This is a genomic window from Ruegeria sp. MALMAid1280 (assembly GCF_049195285.1).
Lineage (GTDB): Bacteria > Pseudomonadota > Alphaproteobacteria > Rhodobacterales > Rhodobacteraceae > Ruegeria.
In genome coordinates, this window is record NZ_JBMIRT010000049.1 from 400,318 (window position 1) to 423,790 (window position 23,473).

General features: G+C 60.5%; 21 protein-coding genes. 11 read left to right on the forward strand and 10 right to left on the reverse strand.

Going from position 1 to position 23,473, the window contains the following annotated elements; genetic code table 11:
- Positions 1 to 66: 66 nt before the first annotated feature.
- Complete coding sequence (locus ACOQFT_RS13790; RefSeq protein WP_421598467.1) at positions 67 to 726, reverse strand: DsbA family oxidoreductase; 660 nt, start codon at positions 724 to 726, stop codon at positions 67 to 69.
- Positions 723 to 2,240, reverse strand: coding sequence for a class I adenylate-forming enzyme family protein (locus tag ACOQFT_RS13795; protein ID WP_421598468.1), 1,518 nt, complete (start codon positions 2,238 to 2,240; stop codon positions 723 to 725). Before ACOQFT_RS13795 ends, ACOQFT_RS13790 begins: the two co-directional genes overlap by 4 nt.
- A 66-nt stretch (positions 2,241 to 2,306) precedes the next feature.
- Between ACOQFT_RS13795 and ACOQFT_RS13800 the strand changes: the two genes are divergently transcribed.
- A complete protein-coding gene (locus ACOQFT_RS13800; protein WP_170443723.1) occupies positions 2,307 to 2,930 on the forward strand; it encodes an XRE family transcriptional regulator in 624 nt (207 codons plus the stop codon).
- Here the strand turns inward: ACOQFT_RS13800 and ACOQFT_RS13805 are convergent.
- A complete protein-coding gene (locus tag ACOQFT_RS13805) occupies positions 2,919 to 3,155 on the reverse strand; it encodes a hypothetical protein (protein WP_170325112.1) in 237 nt (78 codons plus the stop codon). The two genes, ACOQFT_RS13800 and ACOQFT_RS13805, sit on opposite strands and share 12 nt — an antisense overlap.
- A gap of 540 nt (positions 3,156 to 3,695) precedes the next feature.
- Positions 3,696 to 5,510, reverse strand: coding sequence for an extracellular solute-binding protein (locus tag ACOQFT_RS13810; RefSeq protein WP_421598469.1), 1,815 nt, complete (start codon positions 5,508 to 5,510; stop codon positions 3,696 to 3,698).
- A gap of 292 nt (positions 5,511 to 5,802) precedes the next feature.
- On the opposite strand from ACOQFT_RS13810, the gene ACOQFT_RS13815 reads away from it, so the two are divergent.
- Together ACOQFT_RS13815 and ACOQFT_RS13820 are read left to right on the forward strand one after the other, a co-directional pair.
- A complete protein-coding gene (locus ACOQFT_RS13815; protein ID WP_421598470.1) occupies positions 5,803 to 6,576 on the forward strand; it encodes a 3-hydroxybutyrate dehydrogenase in 774 nt (257 codons plus the stop codon).
- Between the two features lie 477 nt (positions 6,577 to 7,053).
- Complete coding sequence (locus tag ACOQFT_RS13820; protein WP_421598471.1) at positions 7,054 to 8,079, forward strand: patatin-like phospholipase family protein; 1,026 nt, start codon at positions 7,054 to 7,056, stop codon at positions 8,077 to 8,079.
- On the opposite strand, the gene ACOQFT_RS13825 is transcribed toward ACOQFT_RS13820, so the two are convergent.
- The 4 genes from ACOQFT_RS13825 to ACOQFT_RS13840 form a co-directional block, all read right to left on the reverse strand.
- A complete protein-coding gene (locus ACOQFT_RS13825) occupies positions 8,080 to 8,757 on the reverse strand; it encodes a DUF502 domain-containing protein (protein ID WP_421598472.1) in 678 nt (225 codons plus the stop codon). It abuts the gene before it with no gap.
- Positions 8,758 to 8,821: 64 nt separating this feature from the next.
- On the reverse strand, positions 8,822 to 9,736 hold the full coding sequence (locus ACOQFT_RS13830) for a pseudouridine-5'-phosphate glycosidase (protein ID WP_421598473.1): 915 nt from the start codon (positions 9,734 to 9,736) through the stop codon (positions 8,822 to 8,824).
- Positions 9,733 to 10,626: a PfkB family carbohydrate kinase gene (locus tag ACOQFT_RS13835; protein WP_421598474.1), complete on the reverse strand. Its 894-nt coding sequence runs from the start codon at positions 10,624 to 10,626 to the stop codon at positions 9,733 to 9,735. Before ACOQFT_RS13835 ends, ACOQFT_RS13830 begins: the two co-directional genes overlap by 4 nt.
- A gap of 45 nt (positions 10,627 to 10,671) precedes the next feature.
- Positions 10,672 to 11,289, reverse strand: coding sequence for a thiamine phosphate synthase (locus tag ACOQFT_RS13840; protein ID WP_421598475.1), 618 nt, complete (start codon positions 11,287 to 11,289; stop codon positions 10,672 to 10,674).
- Between the two features lie 155 nt (positions 11,290 to 11,444).
- On the opposite strand from ACOQFT_RS13840, the gene ACOQFT_RS13845 reads away from it, so the two are divergent.
- From ACOQFT_RS13845 to ACOQFT_RS13860, 4 genes are all read left to right on the forward strand, one after another.
- The gene (locus ACOQFT_RS13845; RefSeq protein ID WP_421598476.1) at positions 11,445 to 12,188 is read left to right on the forward strand and encodes an RNA methyltransferase; all 744 of its coding nucleotides are present in this window, start codon (positions 11,445 to 11,447) and stop codon (positions 12,186 to 12,188) included.
- 60 nt (positions 12,189 to 12,248) lie between these two features.
- Positions 12,249 to 13,394, forward strand: coding sequence for a heme A synthase (gene ctaA / locus ACOQFT_RS13850; protein WP_421598477.1), 1,146 nt, complete (start codon positions 12,249 to 12,251; stop codon positions 13,392 to 13,394).
- 5 nt (positions 13,395 to 13,399) lie between these two features.
- Positions 13,400 to 14,869 (forward strand): carboxypeptidase M32, encoded by a 1,470-nt coding sequence (locus ACOQFT_RS13855; RefSeq protein ID WP_421598478.1) that lies wholly within the window; start codon positions 13,400 to 13,402, stop codon positions 14,867 to 14,869.
- 79 nt (positions 14,870 to 14,948) lie between these two features.
- On the forward strand, positions 14,949 to 16,223 hold the full coding sequence (locus tag ACOQFT_RS13860; protein WP_421598479.1) for a DsbA family protein: 1,275 nt from the start codon (positions 14,949 to 14,951) through the stop codon (positions 16,221 to 16,223).
- Between the two features lie 10 nt (positions 16,224 to 16,233).
- Here the strand turns inward: ACOQFT_RS13860 and gyrA are convergent, their stop codons facing one another.
- A complete protein-coding gene (gene gyrA / locus ACOQFT_RS13865) occupies positions 16,234 to 18,972 on the reverse strand; it encodes a DNA gyrase subunit A (protein ID WP_421598480.1) in 2,739 nt (912 codons plus the stop codon).
- 194 nt (positions 18,973 to 19,166) lie between these two features.
- Between gyrA and ACOQFT_RS13870 the strand changes: the two genes are divergently transcribed.
- Positions 19,167 to 19,436: an usg protein gene (locus tag ACOQFT_RS13870; RefSeq protein WP_170325099.1), complete on the forward strand. Its 270-nt coding sequence runs from the start codon at positions 19,167 to 19,169 to the stop codon at positions 19,434 to 19,436.
- A 103-nt stretch (positions 19,437 to 19,539) separates the two neighbouring features.
- Positions 19,540 to 20,235 carry a hypothetical protein gene (locus ACOQFT_RS13875; RefSeq protein ID WP_421598481.1) on the forward strand — a complete coding sequence of 232 codons (696 nt, stop codon included), beginning with the start codon at positions 19,540 to 19,542 and terminating at the stop codon, positions 20,233 to 20,235.
- Here the strand turns inward: ACOQFT_RS13875 and ACOQFT_RS13880 are convergent, their stop codons facing one another.
- On the reverse strand, positions 20,236 to 21,189 hold the full coding sequence (locus tag ACOQFT_RS13880) for a radical SAM protein (protein ID WP_421598482.1): 954 nt from the start codon (positions 21,187 to 21,189) through the stop codon (positions 20,236 to 20,238).
- Positions 21,190 to 21,352: 163 nt separating this feature from the next.
- Here ACOQFT_RS13880 and zwf point away from each other — a divergent pair, with 163 nt between their 5' ends.
- Complete coding sequence (gene zwf, locus ACOQFT_RS13885; RefSeq protein WP_421598483.1) at positions 21,353 to 22,801, forward strand: glucose-6-phosphate dehydrogenase; 1,449 nt, start codon at positions 21,353 to 21,355, stop codon at positions 22,799 to 22,801.
- Complete coding sequence (gene pgl, locus ACOQFT_RS13890) at positions 22,798 to 23,469, forward strand: 6-phosphogluconolactonase (RefSeq protein ID WP_421598484.1); 672 nt, start codon at positions 22,798 to 22,800, stop codon at positions 23,467 to 23,469. The genes zwf and pgl overlap by 4 nt, the downstream gene beginning before the upstream one ends.
- The last annotated feature ends 4 nt before the right edge of the window (positions 23,470 to 23,473 follow it).

The following is a 23,473-nucleotide window of genomic DNA, read 5'->3' on the forward strand; positions in this document are numbered from 1 at the left end:
CTGACCTGATCGCGCTATCACGACAGGTCAGGCGGCGCTAGGCATCAATGCGCACAGACCCCTGTGCTAATTTGCAGGGGAGGCCTCAAGTTGAGACATGATCTCGCCGATTACTTTTTCCCACATTTCAGGTGGTTGCGCACCGGGAACAGCGTGCTGGTTGGCCACAATGAAGGTCGGCACCGAACTGACGCCCATCTGACGCGAATGGCTGTCGCGATTGCGGATGTCCTCGCGGTCGGCGTCGGATTTCAGCAGTTTCAGAACCACGGCCGCGTCCATGCCGACACTATCGGCGATATCGGCCAGAACCTCGTGGTCGCCGATATCGCGGGCCTGCACGAAATAGGCATCGAACAGGGCGTCCACGACCTCGTTTTGCTTGCCCTCGATCCCGGCCCAGTGGATCAGGCGGTGGGCGTCCAGCGTGTTTGGGGTGCGTTTCATGCCTTCGAAATCGATGCTCAGCCCGGCCTTCTCGGCGTGTTCGACAACCGGGGCATAGGCCTGAACGGCACCGTCCTTGCCGCCGAATTTGCGTTCCAGATACTCGCGGCGGTCCATGCCTTCATCCGGCATGTCCGGGTTCAGCTGGAACGGGTGCCATTCGATCACCATCGGATGATCCGGGATTGCGGCCAGCGCCTTGTCCAGATGGGTTTTGCCGATGTAGCACCACGGGCAGATCGGATCGGACATGATGTCGAGTTTGACGGTCTGGGTCATGGTGTGGTCGCCTTGAAATAGGCCGGCAGAGCCCGGCGCAGGAGTTTGCCGTTGCCACCGGTCGGAAGTTCGGGCAGGTGGATGAACGCGCGCGGCTGTTTGTACCGCGCCAGATTTGCCTCCACATAGGTTTGCAAGGCCGCGTCGTCCAGCTTTTCCGGCCCGGTATAGAAGGCGGCGATCACGAATGTGTCTTCTTTGACCTCAACCGCCGCCGCTCCGACCTGGGAGATGCCGGGGAATTTAACCAAGGTGGCCTCAACCTCGACCGGTGAGACGCGATAGCCGCCCGCATTCATCATGTCATCGTCGCGGCCCAGATAGGTGATCTGCCCGTCGACGGCCATGGCGCCCTGATCACCGGTCAGGAACCAATCGCCCTGCATCCGCGCCTCGGCCTCGTCCGGCGCGTTCAGATAGGTCAGCATCAGGCCAGGGTCCGAGCGGTGAATGGCGATGGTGCCCTCTTGCCCCTGATGCACCGGGCCATCCGGCCCGAGGATCGCGATCCGGCGACCCGGTTGGGGTTGCCCCAGCGACTCGCCTCGCGCGGGATGGGCCGGACTGGAGGAGATGAAGGTGGAACACTCGGACATGCCATAGGCTTCGTAGAGTTCAGTCCCGGTCGCCTCGACCCATTGTGCGTGCAGGTGCCGCGACAGTTTTTCACCGGCGCAGAGGCCATGGCGGAGCGTAGGCAGGTGCAGGTCCTCCGGCGTTTTCAGCAGCTTGCGAAACACGCCGGGGGCTGCCGCAAAGATCGTCGCGCGGTGCTGCCGCAGCAAGGCGGGCAGGGCGCCCGGATCGGTTCCAGGTTCGGGGATCAAAGCGGTCGCGCCAATGGTCCAGGGATCCATCAACCCGGTGCCCAGCGTATAGGTCCAGTTGAACGCGCCCGCGTGGCACAGGCGATCCGTATCCCGCAGCCCGTACCAACCATCCACCATCATCTGACGTGCCCAGATCGCGCGATGCGCATGGGCCACGGCGCGCGGTTTGCCGGATGTGCCCGAGGTATAGACGACATAGGCCAGCCGCTCGGGGTCGCCCATTTGAAACTCGGCCGGGCGCAGAGTGCGCATTTCAGTCAGTGCAGACAATGCGATCTGCAGCGGGTGCGGTGCGCAGGCAACAGTCGGGTCCCGCAGAATGGCGGCCGGTTTCAATTCCGCGATCATGCGTTCGGTTTCCGGCTGGGTCAGTTGCGAGGATGTCGGCACGGGTACGATCCCCACCGCAATCGCCCCAAGATAGGCAATCGGGAAATCAACCGTGTTCCCCAGCCGCATCAGCGCAATGTCACCCGGTATCAGCCCTGCGCGCAACAAGCCGGTGGCGGTGCCCAGAATGGCGGATCTGAGCGCGCGATAAGTCCAGTCCTCGGCGCCGTCGGAACGCAGCACAGACAACGCAATCTTCTCCGGATCATCATCCGTTCGGCGCAGCACATGAGCGGCCAGATTGAATGGCGCGGGGCAAGGCAGCGGCGGCCCCTGATCAAAAACAGACAGCATGGCCACTGGCTACCTTGGTGCTTGGCGCGTTGCAAGCGGCACGGGCTGGGCCTATAGAGTTGACCCATGAGCACCAATGAACAGCCTTCCCTGATCCGCATTGCCCGGGATTCGGGCGACCATGCCGAGCTTGAACCGCTTGATCTGGGCGCGCGCGTGCGTCAACTGCGCAAGGCGCGGAACTGGACGCTGGAACAGGCGGCCACGCAGGCCGGGCTTGCACGCTCGACCCTCAGCAAGATCGAAAACGGCCAGATGTCGCCCACCTATGACGCGCTGAAAAAGCTGGCGATCGGGTTGGAAATATCGGTGCCGCAGCTGTTCACGCCGCCGCAACGCGATCAGGTGATCGGGCGCATGGCGGTGACGCGGATGGGTGAAGGCGCCGCGCATCCCACGACGACGTATGAACATGAGCTGTTGGCCGAGAACCTGACGAAAAAGCAGATGCTGCCCTATCGCGCCCGCGTGCGTGCGCGATCAATGGATGAGTTTGAGGGCTGGGTGCGTCACGATGGTGAAGAATTCCTGTATGTGCTGACAGGGGTCGTCCAGCTTTATACCGAGTTCTACGAACCCGTCGAAATGCGTCGGGGGGACAGCGCTTATTACGACGGCAGCATGGGGCACAACGTGATTTCGGTCAGTGACGAGGATGCAACGATCCTCTGGGTTACGTCACTTGCTTAGTGACCGGCTGAACTCGCGGTTCAGGCCTTCGGTAAACAGAAAATCCTCAAGTTCTTCGTGTGCTTCATTCACGGTCAGGTGGTGGCGTTCGGCCAAATACGCTTCGAACCCTTTGCGGTCTTTGCTCAGCCGCACCTTGTCCTGATCGCGCAGGTTCGGAAAACGCCGTTTTGCGCGGGAATACATAGCGTCCCAGTCTTGCGTGAGGTCAGTCCAGTTCAACATTTGTCAGCTATCCGTATTTAGGGTTTCACGGCTGCTCGGCCCTCATATCAGGGTACGGAGGGCGCCGGAATCCGCGCGCATGACAAAATGTCGCACCATGTTTGATCTGACGTTGGGTCAAAGAGGCCCGCCACGCTGATCGCGCGACGGGCCTACGGACCTGAGGTGTGAGTGAGTGGAGGCCGGTCCGCAAAACCAAAGTGTGACGCGTCGAATGATCATCTATCTAACGAATTTATCATAATTTATCGGGTCAACCGGTGCGTCTAAATACAGTTAGGCTATCTCGTTGGGATGGGATCCGTAAAGCCCCTTGTGGCTATTTTTCAACTTTTAGCTGGAAATGGGTGGTGTTTCTATATGTAGAGAAAGGATGCAGATCGATGCACGATATATGGCGTGCGTCAAAACGTGTGCTGAAATCCGCCGAAAGGTGCGACCATTTGGCATTGCACTTCCTGGCGCATTCACCTGCAGATGAAAGAAACCACCGCGTGGAAGGCCCTGAGGCCTATCACGCCGATAACCAGCCCGATTTGGTCACTCTTCGTACCACCAAACCTGCGGCATATACTCCGGTCCATCACCATAGATCGGCACCGTCTGGGGCTGTTTCAGTTCTTTGGCGTGGGCAATGCGCCCGACGTCGAAATTCCAGATCGGGATGATATAGCGCCCGGCGGTCAGAACCCGGTCCAGCGCACGGGTGGCCGCCACGAAATCCTCATGACTTTCCGAGGCCAGCATGGCGTCGATCAACCCATCCACAGCCGGAGAAGCAACCCCCATCAAGTTGCGCGTACCCTGAGTGTCGGCGTTTTCGCTGCCCCAATACAGACGCTGTTCGTTGCCCGGTGACAGGGACAGGGCACGGCGGAAAAAGGTCATGTCGAAATCCAGTTCAGCTTGGCGGCCGGTGAACTGGGCGCTGTCCACCTGTTCAACAGTGACCTGAATGCCCAGCCGTTCAAGTGCGCGGGTATAGATTTCGATGGCCGTCTGACCTTCGGTGTCCCCCTGTTGCAGCAGGACGGTGATAGCGAAGTCCTTGCCGTTCTGATTTCGCAGCACGCCGTCCTGAACGGTCCAGCCTGCTTCGGTCAGCAGCTTGTTTGCCTTGCGAATATTGGCGCGGTTGCGGGCTGAACCGTCACCGACGGGCAGGGCATAACCTTCCAGCGTGCCGGGAAGGAGGTCGTCTGCATAGGGCTGTAACAACTCGGCAACGCGACCGGTGGCCGGGCCGGGCAGCATACCCAGATCAGAACCCGAGAAATAAGAGGCGATCCGGGGTTGCGCGCCGCCGGTGATCGTATCGTTGATGTATTCGAAATTGAACGCCAGCAGCAGGGCCTCGCGCACACGCCAGTCATCGAAGGGGGCTCTTCGGGTATTCATGACAAACCCGGTCATGCCCGAAGGTTTGCCGTGCGGGATCTCGGTCTTGATGACGTCGCCGCGTTGCACGGCGGGGAAGGTGTACTGGGTGTCCCACTTGTCGGCGTTGAACTCCCGTATTGCCGTCAGTTCGCCGGCCTTGAACGCCTCGAACAGAACTGTGCCGTCGCCGTAAAACTCGATCCGCATCTCATCGAGGTTCATGGTGCCGCGGCGAAACGGAATATCGGCGCCCCAATAGTCGGGGTTTCGGCGCAGGGTCACATAGCGACCGGCCTCATAGTTTTCGACCACATAAGGCCCCGAGCCGATGGGCACATCATGAAGTGTGGCGTCAGCGAAATCCTTCCCCTCCCACTGCGCTTTTTGCAGGATCGGACGCAGGCCGGCGATCAGCGCCAGTTCCCGGTCCGGTTCGTTGAAGGTGATCCGCACCGTGCGCGGGCCGGTCTGTTCGATGCTGTCGATCTTGCCCCACAGCCCGCGATAGCGCAGATGCCCTTCGGTGCCTAACGTCCGGTATGACCAGATGACATCATCCACGGTCACCGGGCCGCCATCCGAAAACCGGGCGTTTTCGCGCAGGGTAAATTCGACCCAGGACCGGTCGGGCGCGGTCTCAACTGATTCGGCTAACAACCCGTAAAGAGTGAAAGGTTCGTCCCAGGATCGGCCCATCAGGCTTTCGTGGGTCCAGAACCTTAACTGCCACGGCGCGGTGCCTTTCTGTACGAAGGGGTTCAGACTGTTAAAGCCGCCTGTATTGCCAAAAACAACTTTGCCGCCTTTCGGTGCCTCGGGGTTGGCATAGGGTAGAGACACAAAATCCGGTGGTAGGGCGGGGTCACCGTACATAGCTATGCCATGGACCGATTCTGCATGAGCAATTGTGGCAGCAAAAACAGAAGCGATTCCCGCAATCACAGGGCGAACGGGGCGTAGAAAATCGGGGCGCATTTTGGAAACAATCCTGCTCTGGCCTTATTTTGTTGGGATTCATCGTACCGATGATTTTTCTTGTTTTCAAACTTTTAGCTTGGACGAAGGCAGGGAATTGCGTATAAAGGGTGCACTGCTCGATAGGTTTCTTGCCTGTATGAAACCTGCCTCAATAACTTAACGCCCGCTTCGCGCGGGCGTTTTTTTTGGCATTTTTTCGTGTGGCTCCGGAACCTGTATGTTTCCCCGTTTTCTTTGCAGATGCAGCATGGCACTGTGCGCGAAACGCAGATTTTGAGGGAGAGAGCCCATGAACCTTTCGGGAAAAACGGCGATCATCACGGGATCGAATTCGGGGATCGGTCTGGGCGTCGCGCGCGAGCTGGCGAAAGCCGGGGCCGATGTGGTTCTGAACTCGTTCACCGATCGGGGTGAAGATCACGCGCTGGCCGCTGAGATCGCGCAAGAGACCGGCACCAAGGCGCGCTATATCAAGGCAGACATGTCTGTTGGCGGTGAATGCCGCGCGCTGATCGAAAAGGCAGGGGCCTGCGATATCCTGGTGAACAACGCGGGGATTCAGCACGTCGCGCCGATCGACCAGTTCCCGGTGGACAAATGGGATGCGATCATTGCGATCAACATGAACTCGGCCTATCACACCATGGCGGCGGCTCTGCCGATGATGCGTGCGGCCGGGTGGGGGCGGATCGTGAATATCGCCTCGGCGCATGGTTTGACCGCGTCACCCTATAAGGCGGCCTATATCGCGGCCAAGCACGGGGTCGTCGGGATGACCAAGACCGTGGCACTGGAAACCGCGCAAGAGCCGATCACCTGCAATGCGATCTGCCCGGGCTATGTGCTGACGCCGCTGGTCGAGGCGCAGATTCCCGACACGATGAAAGAATACGACATGAGCCGCGAGGACGTGATCAAGAACGTCATGCTGGAACGTCAGCCCTCGAAGGAGTTCGCGACGGTCGAGCAGCTGGGCGGCACCACCGTGTTCCTGTGCTCGGATGCAGCGGCACAGATCACGGGTACGACGATTTCGGTGGATGGTGGCTGGACGGCCCTTTGATCATTACGCCACAAGGGAGCAAGTGTTGAGTTTCTGGGCAATATTTAAGCCATGGCTATGGGTAATTGTCGGAGCTGCGCTCGCAGGATGGCAAGTTAGCATTGGAGATGCACCGGGTGCCGCGTTTTTTTCGGGAATATCGGCATTTTTGGCCTCAGCCATCATGGGATGAAGAATTTGGTGTATCGACGATAATACTGCAAAAGAGCGTTGGGTTGAGTATTTCGGACGAGGTTCAGGAGAAGAAGTGGCGACGGCGCGCTTTATCACATGGGTGTTTTCGTTGGTGTCATTCGCTTTTTTGATCTCGTTTTTGACCTATTTGGTTGATCCATATGTTTGGTTGGGATTGTCAGACGGGCTTCATGCAGCTGATAGTTTTCCCCTCTACCGATTACTGGGTTTTATCGTTTTTGGAATTGCGGCTGCTTCGTTTCTACAACGCCTACTTTGGCTTCAACGAAAGAGAGACCCACAGTGAAACGGATCAATCTGGCCTTGCAGGGCGGTGGGGCGCATGGCGCGTTCACCTGGGGTGTGCTCGACCGGCTGCTGGATGAGGAAGATATCGAAGTTGCTGCGATCACCGGGACCTCAGCCGGGGCGCTGAACGGGGCTGCGTTCAAGTCCGGTATGGTGCGGGATGGGCGCGACGGTGCGCGTGCCAATCTGAACGGGCTGTGGGAGCGGATGGGCGCGGTCGGTGACATGCGCCTTGCCAACTGGATGCAGGCCCTCGAACCCGCGCAAATTGCACAGGCGATGGAGTATTCTCTGCCGTTCTCCGTAGGGGATGCCTGGTCGCGGCTGGTATCGCCCTATGCCTATGGTCCGTTCTACCGCAACCCGCTGGAGCCGGTGGTGGACCGGTTCAACTTCGATGAGATCTGCGCCGACGAAGGCCCGCGTTTGCATGTCTGTGCCACTTGTGTGCGCAGCGGCAAGATTCGGGTGTTCACCGGGGATGAGATCTCGACGGATGCCATTCTGGCCTCGGCCTGTTTGCCGACGCTGTTTCAGGCGGTTGAAATCTTCGATCCCAAATCGGGCCGGACCGAGGCCTATTGGGATGGCGGCTATACCGGCAACCCGGCGCTTTACCCGCTGTTCAACAACGATCTGCCTGATGACGTGGTGATTGTGAACATCAACCCGCTGGAACGCGTCGAGGTGCCGAAGACACCGCAGCAAATCCAGAACCGCATCAACGAGATCAGCTTTAACTCCTCGCTGTTCCGCGAGTTGCGCGCGATCAGTTTCGTTCAGCGTTTGCTGGCCGAAGGCAAGCTGAAGGCCGGAGAGATGAGCCGCGTTCTGGTCCACATGATCGCGGATGACGCGTTGATGAACGATCTGTCGGTGGCGACAAAGACGGTGCCGAACCCGGTGATCCTGAATAAGCTGAAAGAGGCCGGACGCGCGGCGGCTCAGCGGTTTATCTATGATCACAAAGCTGATCTGGGTGAACGCAGCACTGTGGACCTGCCGGAAATGTTTGGCTGATTATTCCGGCGGCTGCGTCGGGTCTTTTTCGTTCGGATAGACAAGCCCGGCGGAAATCACCAGCTTTGCGGCCTCTTCGATCGACATGTCCAGCAGGATCACGTCCTCTTCGGGAAAGAACAGCAAAAAGCCCGAGGTCGGGTTGGGCGTGGTCGGGACGAAGATACTCAGCAGTTGACCACCTGTTTCAGCGCGTTCGCTGACCTCGCCCTTGGCGGTGGTCGAGACGAACCCGATCGCCCAGATACCGCGGCGGGGGTACTGGATCAGGCAGGCCTTTTCGAAGGACCGCTCGGTCTGGGCAAACACGGTTTCCGAGATCTGCTTGATACCGGAATAAACTGACCGAACGACAGGCATCCGGTTCACAAGGCTCTCGGCGAAGTGGATCAGCGAGCGACCCAGAATGCCCTTGGCGATCCAGCCGACGAGGACGGTGAAGATCAGGAAGATCACCACTCCGACGCCGCGCAGATTGACGCCCACGTATTCCTCGGGCTGGAATTGCTGCGGGATAAGCGGCAGCACCGCGCTGTCGACCCAGCCCACCACGGACCAGATCAGCCAGATGGTCAACCACACCGGCGCGATGACGACGATGCCCGTCAGAAAAGACGCGCGCAGCCTGGAGAACAGACCCGGGCGGCGGTGAGGTTCTTCGTCAAAAGGCGTGTTCATTGCAGTCCTGAGTGATGTGCCGAATTAGTTAAGCAGTCCGGGGCCTTGGTACAATAGGTTTATGTCACTCAGTCCGCGCGGCCAGCGCACGCGCGATTCCGGCTGCCAGTTTCGCGTTATTGCGGACCAGCGCGATATTGGCGGTCAGCGAGCGGCCCTCGGTCCGTTCGTAAATTCGCTGCAGCAGGTAGGGAGTGACGCCTTTGCCGGTGATCCGGTGTGTGTCAGCATCGGCCTGAGCCGAGGCGATGATGGGGGCCAGCTCCTCGGACGGAATCTGATCGGCGGCTGGGATCGGGTTGGCGACCAGCTGTCCTCCGGGCAGGCCAAGCGCGCGGCGGGTGGCGTGGGCCATGGCGATGCCTTGGGCGCTGTCCATACGCAGGGGCGCGGCATAAGGCGATTTGGCCGACCAGAAGGCGGGGAATTCGTCCTGCCCGTGGGCGATGACCGGAACGCCCAGCGTTTCCAGTACTTCCAGCGTCTTGGCCAGATCAAGGATTGCTTTCGCGCCCGCAGCCACAACCGTCACCGGTGTCTGCGCCAGTTCGTGCAGGTCAGCCGAAATGTCGAACGAGGTTTCTGCCCCCTGATGCACACCACCGATGCCGCCGGTCGCGAACACCTCGATCCCGGCGCAATGCGCGGCGATCATGGTGGCGGCGACAGTGGTGGCCCCGGTGCCGCCGGTCGAGATGCAGGCCGCCATGTCGGCGCGCGAGATTTTGGCGACGCCCTGCGCCTGGCCCAGAGCCTGAAGCTGATCGGATTCCAGCCCGACATGCAGTTTGCCGTCGATCACCGCGATTGTGGCCGGAACCGCTCCGGCGTCACGAATGTCCTGTTCGACCTGTGCCGCGACGTCGATGTTCTGAGGGTACGGCATCCCGTGGGTGATGATGGTGCTTTCCAGCGCAACGATGGGCTGGTTTGCGTCTTTGGCAGCGCGGATTTCGGCGGAATATTGGATGTCGATCACAGTGGGGTTTCTCCGGAAACGTAGGTTGCGGCGGCGTTCAGGGCGCGGGTCAGGGCCTCGTCGCAGGATGCGCCGCCGGATTCTGAGGCGATATGCGCCGCCATGAAGGTGTCCCCTGCGCCGGTCACGCGGGTGACCAGAACAGAGGGGGGTGTTTGCGTCAGGATTTCGTCCGCGCTGCCGACGGTGGCCGAGTTGCCGCCATCCGTGACCAGCACCCGCAGCGCCCCGCGGTCCAGCAGGCCTTTGGCTGCGGATTCGGAATCGGTGAACGCCCGCTGGCACAGGATGCCAGCTTCTTCGAGGTTCACGTACAGCGTCGCGCGCGCGTGTTTCAGGAAGGGCAGCAGGCGCTCTGCCTTGCCGGGCGAGGCCGGGGCCACGCGCAGATCCGCCCGCGCAAAGGCGGGGCTTTGAGCGATTTCTTCTAGCAGGGTAAGCGTCAGGTTGCCGTCCAGCGCGATTGGGCCTTCAAACGGCGCATTCTCATAGCCCAGCGGCCCGTGCATCAGGGGGCGCAGGATTTTAGCCCCTGCAGCCTCAAGCGAATGGGCATCGGCAATCGCGGCGATCAGACCGTTGGCGCCTTCGACGGCCATATAGCGATCGGTCGGCAAATCCTGAGAGCGGTAGACATGGTCCGTCATCATGCCCAGACGATTGCAGGCGGTGACCAGTTCGTCGCCTTCGGGGTCGCGGCCTATGGCGGTCAGCAGGGTTGGGGTCATACCGAACCGCACCAGCGTCATGGCGATATTCATGGCCACACCACCGGGCAGGCGGGTGATCCGCCCCGGCACGTCGGAACCTTGCCGCATGGCGCTGGCCGAGCGCCCGATCACGTCCCACAGGACCGAGCCGATACACAGGATTTCGCTGTTCTGAGTCATGACGAACTCATGCCGCAGCCCCGAGGTGGGTGCAAGGGTTAACGCTCACATCGCGTCAGTCAGGGTTTTCAGCGCGGCGACCGGATCATCTTGCGACCAGATTTCGTCTCCGATGCCGAAGAAATCGGTATGGGGTGAGAGGTCGCGGATCAACTCGGAGGTAAGGCCACCTTCGGCGACAACCGGAACCTCGATCATCTCGGACCACCATTGGAACAGGTCCTTTTCGGCGATGGTTCCGTCACCCAGAGCCGACGCGCCAACCGGACCAAAGGCCACGTAATCTGCGCCAGCCTCTCCGGCGCTCATGCCGTCATGGCTGGACGCGCTGCAGAAACTGCCGACGATAGCATCCGCACCCAGTTCCTTGCGCACAGCCCGAATGGAACGGGCTGCGTCATCCAGATGCACCCCGTCCAGCCCCAGCCGCTGCGCCAGCAGGACGTGGTTCGAAATCACGATAGCTACGTCCCGCGCATGAGCCACCTCGCGACACGCATCAGCAGCGCGGGCGATGGTGTCTTCGTCACTGCCCGCCAGTGCTAGCCGGATACAGGCAACCTCGGCTCCGTCCAGCACGCGACCCAACTGTTCGGGGAAAGTGCTGAGCGCAATGGTCGGAGGCGTAATCAGGTAAATCTGCGGCTGCTCGGGGGTGTCCATGGCGCGTCCTTCGGCTTTTGTCTTTGGCGCGGTTTAGCGGATTGCGCCGGGGAAGCAAACTTTTATGCCCAATAAAGGCGCAATTGATCGACCCAACGCCTTGCCCTGCGCCAATGCGACGCTTACAGCATCCCGAAGTTTTTCCGGAGACAGTGATGCCCAGCGATAAATCTCAGCCTTCCTTTGTGCTCGTGCGCCCACAGATGGGCGAAAACATCGGTGCCGCCGCACGGGCAATGTGGAATTTCGGGCTGGACCGGATGCGGATCGTCGCCCCGCGCGACGGGTGGCCGAACCCCAAGGCCGTAGCAATGTCCAGCGGGGCCGGGCGGCTGCTGGATGAGGCGCAGCTGTTTGACGATCTGGCCGGAGCGCTCGCCGACAGTACCTTTGTTTTTGCCACCACGGCGCGGCAGCGGGGCCTGACCAAGCCGGTCTACAGCCCCGAACGCGCCATGCAGATCGCAGCCGAAAAGATTGCGGCAGGTGAGAAGGTGGCCGTGCTGTTTGGCCCCGAACGGGCAGGGCTGGAGAATGAGGACATCGCCAAGGCCAACGCCATCATTTCAGTGCCGGTGAACCCCGAATACGCCTCGCTGAACCTCGGGCAGTGTGTGCTGCTGACCGCTTATGAGTGGATGCGCCAGACCGGAGACGTGGTGCATGAGGCCACCGATCTGGGCAAGGGCGACTGGGCCACGGGGATCGAGGTTGAAAAGCTGGTCGAACATTACGAAGACCGGCTGGAAGAGGCCGGATTCTTCTATCCTCCGGAAAAGGCCGAAGGCATGAAGACCAACCTGCGCAACCTGTGGTCGCGGATGCGGATGACGCGGTCGGATGTGCAGATGTTGCACGGCATCATGCGGCAGATGGTCCGCTGGAAGGATAAGGGCTAAGGCTGGACCTCGGCCCGCCATGGCCCTAGCTTGCGGACAAATCAAGGACATGAGGACGGCATGAGCGGTAAGCGCAGCATCTTCGAAGAGGTCTCGGACACCGAGAAACAACAGGCGGTGCAGCCCGGCATGATCGACCGGGGCCGTGGCGGCGCGCGCGGGGCGATCCGCGTCTGGCTGATGATACTGTTTGCGCTGGTCGTTGTAATGATCGCCGTTGGTGGCCTCACACGACTGACCGATAGCGGGTTGTCGATCACCGAATGGCGCCCGATCACCGGGGCCATCCCACCGATGACCGAGGCCGAGTGGCAAGCCGAGTTCGACAAATACAAAGAGATCGACCAATGGCGCATCCAGAACCAGTGGATGGAGCTGAGTGATTTCAAATCGATCTACTGGTGGGAATGGGGCCACCGCCAGCTGGGCCGCGTGATCGGTCTGGTTTGGGCGCTTGGCTTCCTTGGCTTCCTCGTGGCGCGGAAAATTCCGTCCGGTTGGACCGGGAAACTGCTGATCCCCGGTGCTCTGGGCGGTGTTCAGGGGGGTGTCGGCTGGTGGATGGTCGCCTCGGGCGTGACGCAGGGCGAAGGCATGATTGCCGTCGCCAGCTATCGCCTGGCGGTTCATCTGGGGCTGGCTTTCGTAATCCTTGGCTTCCTCGCGTGGTACATCTTTGAGCTGGGTCGTGAAGAACGCGACCTGATGCAGGCCCGCCGCGCGAAAGAGGCGAAATTGTTCTCGCTGTCGACCGGCCTCATGCACTTCGCCTTTTTGCAAATACTCATTGGCGCGCTGGTGGCGGGTATCGACGCTGGTCGGTCCTATACCGACTGGCCCCTGATCGGCGGGCAACTGCTGCCGCCCGACGCGACGATGCTGGAACCGATGTGGCGAAACTTCTTTGAAAGCCCCGGTCTGGTGCAGTTCATCCACCGGTGCGCGGGATACCTGCTGTTCATCTTCGCCATCATCGTCTGGCGCCGTGGCAGCACCAGCGCGCACCCGCAGACGCGCTTTGCCTTCAACGCGGCCTTCGCGGCGCTGTCGCTGCAGGTGGTCATCGGCATCCTGACCGTGGTCTACGCGGCCCCGTGGCAGCTTGCCATCTTCCACCAGTTCATGGCCGTCGTCGTCTGGACCTTGATCCTGCGCGCGCGGTTCCTGACCGCTTACCCCATCGCCACCTCAATCCGCGGAGCCTGACCCCGATGACCGCCTATGACGACTTGATGGCCTTTCAGCGCGAAACCTCGGCCCTCGGGCAAATTGCCGGGCGTTTAGGCTGGGATCAGGAAACGGTGATGCCCCGCGGCGCGGCCCCGCAACGCGCCGAAGAAATGGCCGCGATCGAGGCGGTGCTGCACGCCCGCCGATCCGACCCGCGCGTGGCTGAATGGCTGGAACAGGCCGATCCGCAAGACGACGTCGCCCGCGCGCAACTGCGTGACATCCGCCGATCTTATGAACGGACGGTCAAAGTACCTGCCGATTTGGCGAAAGCCATCGCGCGTGTGACCTCGGCCGCGCAGGGCACCTGGGCGCAGGCCCGTGCGGATGAGGACGTGGCGGCGTTCCTACCCGTGTTGCAAGAGGTCGTTGCGCTGAAACGCGAAGAAGGCGCGGCGCTGGCGCAAGGCGGTGATGTCTACGACGCCATGGTCGAGGATTATGAACCCTATACAACGGGCGCACAGATTGCCGAGATATTCAACCAGATGCGCCCGCGTCTTGTGGCCCTGCGCGCGGCTGTTCTGGATAAACCTGCGCCGCAAGCCCTGACCGGTGGGTTCGACGAACTGGCGCAGATGCGCCTGTCGCAAAAACTGGCGACCACCTTCGGCTATGACCTGAATACTGGCCGTGTCGACAAGGCGGTTCATCCGTTTAGTTCGGGCAGCGGGCTGGACGTGCGGATCACCACCCGCACCAGCGAGACCGACCCGTTCAACTGCTTCTATTCGACCATTCACGAGGTCGGCCACGCCGCCTATGAACAGGGCATAAACCCCGCCTACGCGCTGACGCCACTGGGGCAGGGCGTGTCGATGGGCGTACATGAAAGCCAAAGCCGGATTTACGAGAACCAGCTGGGCCGCTCACGCGCTTTCACCGGCTGGCTATTCGGTCAGATGGTGAAGACGTTCGGAGATATCGGGATCATGGATGCCGACGCCTTCTATGCCACGGTGAACGGCGTCCATAACGGCTATATCCGCACCGAGGCGGATGAGGTGCAGTACAACCTGCACATCATGCTGCGCTTTGATCTGGAACGCGCCCTGATGGCCGGGGACCTGCGGGTCAGCGATCTTGAGGCTGCGTGGAACGACCGGTTCAAGGCTGATTTCGGCTATGCGGTCGATAGGCCCTCGAACGGGTGCCTGCAGGATGTGCACTGGTCGGTTGGGCTGTTGGGGTATTTCCCGACCTATTCGCTGGGCAATGTCTATGCCGGGTGCCTTTATCAGGCGCTGTGCGCTGCGGTGCCGGATCTGGATATGCAACTGGCCGAGGGCGATACGTCCGGTGCAACCGGCTGGCTGCGCGAAAACCTGCAGCGCTATGGCGGGCTGTACGCCCCGCGTGACACCATCCAGCGCGCCAGCGGGATGGAGCCGGGGCCGGAACCTCTGCTCAGCTATCTCGAGGACAAGTTCGGCAAGCTCTACGACCTGTAGCCGTCACGTTCCCGTGTTGCGGCATGGGTTTTCCTGCCGCAGCCGTTACAGTGCCTCGTAACCGTTGCCGGAGGGGGCCTTGTCAATCAGCCGCAAACTTAAAACCCAAGCAGCTATGGCGCTGACCAGTCGCCGTCTTCAGACCTCGCGCCGCTACGTGCATGAGGTCAGACGGCGGCTGGCCGGGCGACCTCATGTAGTCCGGTATTTTCACGACATATCAGATCCCTACAGTTTTTTGACCGTGCAAGTGTTGCAGCAGTTTCAGGGTAGATACGGGATCAGTCTTCAGCCCTACCTGATTTCCGGCCCGCCGCAGGACATGATGCCCGCACCCGACGAATACCGGCGCAATGCAGTCCGCGATGTTGTGCGTGTGGCAGGTCGCCTTGGTCTGGTTCCGCCAACGCTTTCCAACCCCGACCCTGAGACCATTAAGAAAGCTGAAAAGAAACTGGCCGCAGGGCTGGGCACGGATGAGTTTGCGTCGATCGCGCAGGCCGTGACACAGGCCGTGTGGACAGGAGGGCTGCTTCCGCTCGGGCCAGAGACAGACCCCATGCCTGCAAAGACTGCAGGCGATCAGGCGCTTGCTTCGGTAGGGCATTATCAAGGCGGGTGTTTTGCCTATGGGGGCGAGATCTATTGGGGGCTCGACCGGCTGCACTATCTGGAAGCCCGGTTACAAGACCTGGGTCTGGGAAAAGCGCCCGCGCCGATTGTGCCCGATATCACGCCACAGCCAGTGACCGCAAAGGGCCAAGAGATCGAGTTCTTTTTCTCCTTCCGCAGCCCGTATTCCTATCTGGCTTTTGACCGCGTTCGCGACCTTGCGCGCAAAAGTCAGGCCGATCTGATCTTCAAGCCCGTGCTGCCGATGCTGATGCGCGGATTGCCGGTGCCGCCCGCAAAGTCATCGTACATCCTGCACGATTGCACCCGCGAAGCACGGCGATTGGGTATCCCGTTCGGTTGTATTTCCGATCCCTTGGGGGCGGGGGTTGAGCGTGGTTACGCCTTACTGGGCCACGCCGAAAAGCGCGGGTGTCTGGCCGAGTATTGCTCGGCCTTCCTGTCGACCGTGTGGTCGCGAGGGATTGATGCAGCCACAGATGCGGGTTTGGCCAAAATCACGGAAGCCGCAGGTTTGAACTGGAGTGAAGCCAAGTCAGAGCTGGGTTCAACTGAGTGGCGTAATCGGGTCGAGGCCAACCAGAACCGCCTGCACGAAATCGGTTTGTGGGGCGTGCCCAGCTTCCGCGTCAACGGTCAAAACATCTGGGGTCAGGACCGCTTGTGGGTGATCTCTGATGTCTTAAACACAGACCAAAGGGCAAAGAAAAAGGCGCCGTAGCGCCTTTAACCTATTCCGAGGCTTGATCGTCGCCATCCTCATCGCCCTGATCGGCGATCCATGCGACGCTGACGACCTCTTCACCCTTGCCGGTGTTGAACACCTTCACGCCACCCGCGCTGCGGGACCGGAATGAGATTCCATCGACCGGCACCCGGATCGACTGGCCCTTGGAGGTGGCAAGCATGATCTGGTCGTCTATCTCAACCGGGAACGAGGCTACAAGTTCACCGCCGCGCATCGCCTTGTCCATCGCCGCGACGCCCATGCCACCGCGTCCGCGGACCGGGTAGTCATGGCTGGAACTCAGCTTGCCGGCACCGCCAGCTGTAATGGTCAGGATCAGGTTTTCGGCGGCCGACATCTCAGCGTATTTCTCTTGGCTGAAATCGCTGCTTGCTGCTGCTTCGTCGTCGTCTCCGGCTTCGTCCTCGGTCAATCCTGCGACGGCACGGCGCATTTTCAGATACGCAACCCGATCTTCCGGGCTGGCCTCGAAGTGGCGGATCACCGACATCGACACCACGCAGTCGCCATTGGTCAGCCTGATGCCACGCACACCGGTGGACTCGCGCGAGTTGAACACGCGCACGTCGGTGGTACGGAAGCGGATCGCGCGGCCCGAATTGGTCACCAGCATCACGTCTTCGTCTTCCGAACAGATGCGGGCGTTCACCAGTTCCACATCCTCGGGCAGTTTCATCGCGATCTTGCCGTTTCGACGCACATTGGTGAAGTCCGACAGGCGGTTGCGTCGCACATCGCCCGCGCTGGTGGCGAACACGATCTGGAGGTTCTCCCATTCCTCATCCGGCACATCCACAGGCATGATCGCCGCGATGGAAACGCCGGTCGGGATCGGCAGGATATTGACGATCGCCTTGCCCTTGCCGGTGCGGCTGGATTGCGGCAAACGCCAGGTCTTGAGCTTGTAGACCATGCCTTCGGTGGTGAAGAACAACAACTGGGTATGCGTGTTCGCCACGAAGAGGTTGGTAACCACATCCTCTTCCTTGGTCTGCATCCCCGACAGGCCCTTGCCGCCACGCTTTTGCGCCCGGAAGTCGGCCAGAGGCGTCCGCTTGATGTAACCGCCCGAGGTGACGGTCACAACCATGTCTTCACGCTCGATCAGATCCTCGTCTTCCATGTCACCGGACCAGTCGACGATCTCGGTACGGCGCGGTACGGCGAACTGCTCACGCACGCTGCGCAGCTCATCACCGATGATCGACATGATCCGTTCGCGCGAGGACAGAATATCCAGATATTCCTTGATCTTGGCGGCCAGTTCTTCCAGCTCGTCGGTGACTTCTTTCACGCCCAGTTGGGTCAGGCGTTGCAGACGCAGGTCGAGAATGGCGCGAGCCTGAACCTCGGTCAGGTTATAGGTGCCGTCGTCGTTCATCTTGGACAGAGGATCGTCGATCAGGCGCAGATAGCCTTCGATCTCGGCAGCAGGCCAGCGACGCGTCATCAGCTTTTCGCGCGCCTCGGCGGCGTCTGCCGACGACCGGATCGTGGCAACCACTTCGTCCACGTTCGAGACCGCAACGGCCAGACCACACAGGATGTGGCTGCGTTCGCGCGCTTTACGCAGGTCGTAGGCGGTGCGGCGGGCAACGACATCCTCGCGGAAGTCGATGAACGAGGTCAGGAACCGGCGCAGAGTCAGCTGCTCGGGCCGCCCACCGTTCAGGGCCAGCATGTTGCAGCCAAACGAGGTCTGCATCGGCGAGAAACGGAAAAGCTGGTTCAGCACCACTTCGGGCGTGGCATCGCGTTTCAGCTCGACCACGACGCGCACGCCGTTGCGGTCGGATTCGTCCTGCACATGGGCCACGCCTTCGATGCGTTTCTCACGTACGGCCTCGGCGATCTTCTCGATCATCGCGGCCTTGTTCACCTGATAGGGAATCTCGTCAACGACGATGGCGTAACGATCCCGGCGGATTTCTTCCACGCGGGTCTTGGCGCGGATGATGACGCTGCCGCGACCCTCCAGATAAGCTTTACGCGCACCGGACCGGCCCAGCATCACGCCGCCGGTCGGGAAGTCGGGGCCGGGGACGTATTCGATCAGTTGCTCGGACGTCAGGTCCGGGTCGTCGATCAGCGCCAGCGTGGCGTCAACCACTTCGCCCAGGTTGTGAGGTGGGATGTTCGTTGCCATACCCACGGCGATACCCCCGGCACCGTTGACCAGCATGTTCGGGAAACGGGCGGGCAGGACGGTCGGTTCCCGGTCCTTGCCGTCATAGTTGTCCTGAAAATCGACCGTCTCTTTTTCGATATCGGCCAGCAGGGCGGCGGCGGGTTTATCCATCCGCACTTCGGTGTATCGCATGGCCGCCGGATTATCGCCGTCCATCGAGCCAAAGTTGCCCTGACCATCCAGCAGCGGCAGCGACATCGAGAAATCCTGCGCCATCCGCACCAGCGCGTCATAAATCGCGCTGTCACCATGCGGGTGGTATTTACCCATCACATCGCCAACGGGACGGGCCGACTTGCGGTATGCCTTGTCATGGGTGTTTCCGGTCTCGTGCATCGCATAAAGGATGCGCCGGTGCACCGGTTTCAGGCCGTCGCGCAGATCGGGGATCGCGCGCGAGACGATGACCGACATGGCATAGTCCAGATAGGACGTGCGCATCTCGGATTCGATGGACACCGTCGGGCCGTCGTATACGGGGCGCTCGGGCGGGGTTTCATCCATGTTTTCAGAAGTATCTGGCGTATCGCTCACGTAAACTGCCCGTGTATTGTTCTGGGTCTATATCTTGTGGATGTACCTTATCAGACCCGGCACATAAGGTGCAAGCAAGCAACCCTTTTACCCGCGAAAAACCCCGGTAACATCAGAGTAACACTTTGTTAACTAAGGATTAGGGTGTTTTCGTGCTACCATGAAGAGACCTTGCAACAAAATTGGAGGTCTGCATGGAGCAAAGCGAAACCGAATTGATGCTCAAGGGGTACGGGCTGACGACAGCGGAATTCTTCTACCATATGCCCGACTATATTCACGTTCTGAACACGTTCATCTGGCAGGATTACGATCTGGCGCCGGACCATCCGAAGCTCTTTAAATTTGTCGAGTTCTGGCAGCGCGAGATCGAAGGGCCGCTGCATTCGGTCCGGTTCACGCACCGCAAGATGATCGCGCCCGGAGAGTGGCGCAATGTCGTGGGTGAATTCAGAGTAAATTGAGTGTCAGGCCATATTTTTGGCCAGTAACGATTGAAACGCATTATTTTTTTGGTGCTTGGGTTAAGGTGTCGACCAAATCATTGGTCATATACGGAATCGCTTTATGTCCCGGGTATTGTTTCTTGCTGCCGCCTTGTTGTTCGGTGGGCCTGCCGTCGCCGAGGGCGTTCTGGATAAAATCAAAAAAGGTGCGGAAAACGCGGCCGATGCCATCGGGCACGGAGCCGAAGCCGTGGGCGACAAGGTGGAAAAAGGCGCGGAGGTCGTTGGCGAGTCCGTCGATTCAACCGCTGATCTGGTCACCAATGAGGCCACGCCCGAGGAGACCCGCGCCAAGCTGGACCTGATGGCCAGCGAGGTTCTGACCCAGTTGCTGGCGGAAAACCCCGAGGCGGACGAGTTGTTCGGCATCAGCGCAGGGTATGCGGTGTTCGACTCGCGCAAGGTGACGGTGTTTCCGGTCTCAGCAGGGTATGGGCGCGGTGTGGCGGTTTCAAAGGACACCGGCCAGCACATCTATATGAACATGGGAACGGGCGGCGTTGGCGCTGCCGTGGGTATCGGCGGATTCGAGACCAAATTCGTGATCCTGTTAGAAACCCCCGCCGATCTGGAGGAATTCATCGAACACGGCTATGACGCGACCGCTGAAACCGGGGCCATGTATGGCGAAGACAGCAGCGCAGAAACCGTACGCTTCACCGATGGCCGGTCGTTCTTTGTGCTGGGCAAAAAGGGCTGGCGGGTTTCGGCTGGGGCGTCTGGTACGAAATTCTGGAAATCCCCCGAATTGAACTGATCAGCCCGAGCAGCTAGCTCCGCCCAGCACGCAGAACTTAGCGCAGTGGGGATGGTTCAGGTGCACGTCCGCTTCGGCCTCGGCCAGGGTGTGCCCCATCTCGAATTCAGGCGCATAGGGCAGCAGGGTGCAGGCTAGAACCGCCGGACGGTCTGCGCCCTTGCGTTTCACAACCATGCGGGCGCTGGCGCACATCACGGCGTCAGGGGATTTGTTCAGGATGCCCCAGCAGGCGGTGGTAATCTCGGGGACTTCGACGGTTTCGTCCATCTCGGGGAACAGTACGGTTTGACCCGGGTTTTGCGCGTCAATCTCGAACCCATGTTTCGCAAAAAAGGCGGCGTATCCGGCGCGGCTTTCGGCGTCGGTGTCACCCCATACAGTGCGCCCGGCGACGGTCATGTGGAACCCGTGGTCGCGCAGCCACTCCATCCCTGTCAGGGTCTTGGCGAAACTGCCTTTGCCGCGTTCTTCGTCATGCAATTCGGGACGGTAGTGATCGACCGAAATCCGCAGCGTCAGCTTGTCGCCAAAGTCGCGTTGCAGCGCCACCAGACCATCCTGCACCCTGCGGCGCATCATCGGCTGCATGGCATTGGTCAGAATCAATACCTCGTACCCGCGCTCAAGACAGGCGCGGGTCATGTCGATCATTTCGGGGTTCATGAAGGGCTCACCCCCGGTAAACCCGATTTCGCGCACCGGCCAGTTGCGGGCTTTTATCTGATCCAGGTAATCCCGCACTTCATCAGCGGTGATATAGACCAGCGCGTCATTGGTCGGGCTGCTGTCGATATAGCAGTTGAGGCATTCGATATTGCACAGGGTTCCGGTGTTGAACCAAAGCGTTTCGGGGTTGCTAAGCGACACCGAGGCCCGCGTCTGCCCGTCAGCTGTCACCAATTTGTCCTGAAATTTGCCGATATTGGCGCTTTGAGGGGCGTTGTCTTTCATTCCGGTATCCGGTTCCTTGGCGTCTTAGTGCTGACTTAGCCTTTCAGGCCGGGTTAGTTAAGGGGCTGTCGCTGGGCCTGACAGAGTTTTGATGAGCAAAAAAATTCCAAAAATGATTGCGCTAACATTAGACATGTCCGCAGGGGTAAGGTAGGGGAAACACATGGTTTCTCGTGTCATACCCGTTGACCCGTTCGATCTGGTCATTTTCGGCAGTACCGGCGATCTTGCGCAGCGCAAGATCCTTCCGGCGCTGTTTCGTCGGTTTTGTGCCGGGCAATGGCCGGGTGACGTGCAGATCATCGGTGCAGCCCGCGCCGTTTATGACCGGGATGCATTCCGGAACATCGTGGCCGATTCTTTACGCACCCACGCGGCCAAGCAGGGCCGTGACGCCGATGCGTTGAACTCTTTCCTCCAACGGGTCGACTATGTCCCGCTGGACGCGCTGTCGGATGAGGGGTGGGACCAACTGGCGGCAAAGCTGACCGTCGACCGGGTGCGGGCCTTCTATTTCTCGGTCGGGCCGCGCCTGTTTGGCCCTTTGGCCGAAAGCATCAAATCGCACAAGCTGGCGACGCAGCAGACACGGATTGTCGTAGAAAAGCCATTCGGCCACGATCTGGAAAGTGCCCGGACGTTGAACGCGACGCTGGCCAAGCATTTCTCGGAAGGTCAGATTTATCGGATCGATCACTATCTGGGCAAGGAAACCGTTCAGAACCTGATGGCCGTCCGCTTTGGCAACATGCTGTTCGAGCCGCTCTGGAACAGCCAGTATGTCGATCACATCCAGATCACGGTGGCCGAATCCGTCGGCATTGACGGGCGTGAGGAATATTATGATCGTGCGGGTGCCATGCGCGACATGATGCAGAACCACCTGATGCAACTGCTCTGCCTGATCGCGATGGAGCCTCCGGCCAAGTTCGACCCTGACGCGGTGCGCGACGAAAAGCTGAAAGTGATCCGCGCGCTGGACCCGGTCGAGCCGCACCATATCGTGCGCGGTCAATTCGAAGGCGACGGACCCAGCTACCGTCAGGTTGTGGGCAATCCGCGATCGACCACGGAAAGTTATGTGGCGCTCAAGGCCCATATCAGCAACTGGCGATGGGCGGGCACGCCGTTCTATCTGCGCACGGGCAAGCGGCTGGTGGCGCGGTCTTCGGTGATCAATGTGATGTTCAAGGACGCGCCGCATTCGATCTTTGGCGCGGATGCCGGGCGGCACGCCAACGTGTTGTCGATCCGGTTGCAGCCAAACGAAGGCATCACGCTGAAGGTGACGATCAAGGAACCGGGGCCGGGCGGGATGCGTCTGGTCGACGTGCCCCTGGACATGAGTTTTGCCGAGGCGCTCGGGCCGGAAAACCAGGACCCGCCGGACGCGTATGAGCGGCTGGTGATGGATGTGATCCGCGGCAACCAGACCCTGTTCATGCGCGGCGATGAGGTTGAGGCCGCCTGGGCCTGGACCGACCCGATCATCGCCGGCTGGCAGGCGCGCGGCGATGTCCCTAAGCCTTATGAATGTGGCAGCACTGGCCCGGGCGACGCCGAGCTGCTGATGAAACGAGACGGTCGCCGCTGGCAAGGGATAAACCCATGAAATTACAGGAATACGCAGACAGGGACATGCTGGCCATCGACGTTGCAAACGAGTTGGCGGGCGAGCTGGAATCTGCCTTGCTGCATCATGACATGGTTTCGATGGCGGTTCCCGGAGGCACCACGCCCGGCCCGGTTTTTGATGTCCTGTGCGCTGCAAATCTGGAATGGGACCGGGTGCGGGTTCTGCCTACCGATGAACGCTGTGTGCCCGGCGATCATGAGCGTTCGAACGAACGCCTGATCCGCGAGCGGCTGCTGACCAACCGCGCCTCGGCGGCGCAGTACATCCCACTTTATGTGCCCGGCGAAGAGCCCGAGGACGTGCTGCCGGAACTCGAAAGCCTGATCACTCCGATCCGCCCCTTATCGGTTGTTGTGCTTGGGATGGGCGAGGACATGCATACCGCGTCTCTGTTCCCCGGCATGGATGGGCTTGAGGCCGCGCTGGACAGCCACGCGCGCCCGCTGGCGGTGGCGCGGACTGACGTGCAGCCGGAACCGCGAATTACGCTGACCGCTCCGGTGCTGGACGGTGCCTTGTCGAAACACCTTATCATCTTTGGCAGCGCCAAGCGCGCCGCGTTGGAGCGCGCCATGTCCCTGCCGCCGGAAGAGGCGCCCATTGCGGCGGTCCTCGGCGGCATGACGGTCCACTGGGCGGAGTAAGCAG

Bases quoted from the DNA above. Each gene is read 5' to 3' on its own strand.
- ACOQFT_RS13790 (WP_421598467.1), bottom strand. From the start codon at position 726: ATGACCCAGACCGTCAAACTCGACATCATGTCCGATCCGATCTGCCCG.
- ACOQFT_RS13795 (WP_421598468.1), bottom strand. From the start codon at position 2,240: ATGCTGTCTGTTTTTGATCAGGGGCCGCCGCTGCCTTGCCCCGCGCCA.
- ACOQFT_RS13800 (WP_170443723.1), top strand. From the start codon at position 2,307: ATGAGCACCAATGAACAGCCTTCCCTGATCCGCATTGCCCGGGATTCG.
- ACOQFT_RS13805 (WP_170325112.1), bottom strand. From the start codon at position 3,155: ATGTTGAACTGGACTGACCTCACGCAAGACTGGGACGCTATGTATTCC.
- ACOQFT_RS13810 (WP_421598469.1), bottom strand. From the start codon at position 5,510: ATGCGCCCCGATTTTCTACGCCCCGTTCGCCCTGTGATTGCGGGAATC.
- ACOQFT_RS13815 (WP_421598470.1), top strand. From the start codon at position 5,803: ATGAACCTTTCGGGAAAAACGGCGATCATCACGGGATCGAATTCGGGG.
- ACOQFT_RS13825 (WP_421598472.1), bottom strand. From the start codon at position 8,757: ATGAACACGCCTTTTGACGAAGAACCTCACCGCCGCCCGGGTCTGTTC.
- ACOQFT_RS13835 (WP_421598474.1), bottom strand. From the start codon at position 10,626: ATGACTCAGAACAGCGAAATCCTGTGTATCGGCTCGGTCCTGTGGGAC.
- ACOQFT_RS13840 (WP_421598475.1), bottom strand. From the start codon at position 11,289: ATGGACACCCCCGAGCAGCCGCAGATTTACCTGATTACGCCTCCGACC.
- ACOQFT_RS13845 (WP_421598476.1), top strand. From the start codon at position 11,445: ATGCCCAGCGATAAATCTCAGCCTTCCTTTGTGCTCGTGCGCCCACAG.
- ctaA (WP_421598477.1), top strand. From the start codon at position 12,249: ATGAGCGGTAAGCGCAGCATCTTCGAAGAGGTCTCGGACACCGAGAAA.
- ACOQFT_RS13855 (WP_421598478.1), top strand. From the start codon at position 13,400: ATGACCGCCTATGACGACTTGATGGCCTTTCAGCGCGAAACCTCGGCC.
- ACOQFT_RS13870 (WP_170325099.1), top strand. From the start codon at position 19,167: ATGGAGCAAAGCGAAACCGAATTGATGCTCAAGGGGTACGGGCTGACG.
- ACOQFT_RS13875 (WP_421598481.1), top strand. From the start codon at position 19,540: ATGTCCCGGGTATTGTTTCTTGCTGCCGCCTTGTTGTTCGGTGGGCCT.
- ACOQFT_RS13880 (WP_421598482.1), bottom strand. From the start codon at position 21,189: ATGAAAGACAACGCCCCTCAAAGCGCCAATATCGGCAAATTTCAGGAC.
- zwf (WP_421598483.1), top strand. From the start codon at position 21,353: ATGGTTTCTCGTGTCATACCCGTTGACCCGTTCGATCTGGTCATTTTC.
- pgl (WP_421598484.1), top strand. From the start codon at position 22,798: ATGAAATTACAGGAATACGCAGACAGGGACATGCTGGCCATCGACGTT.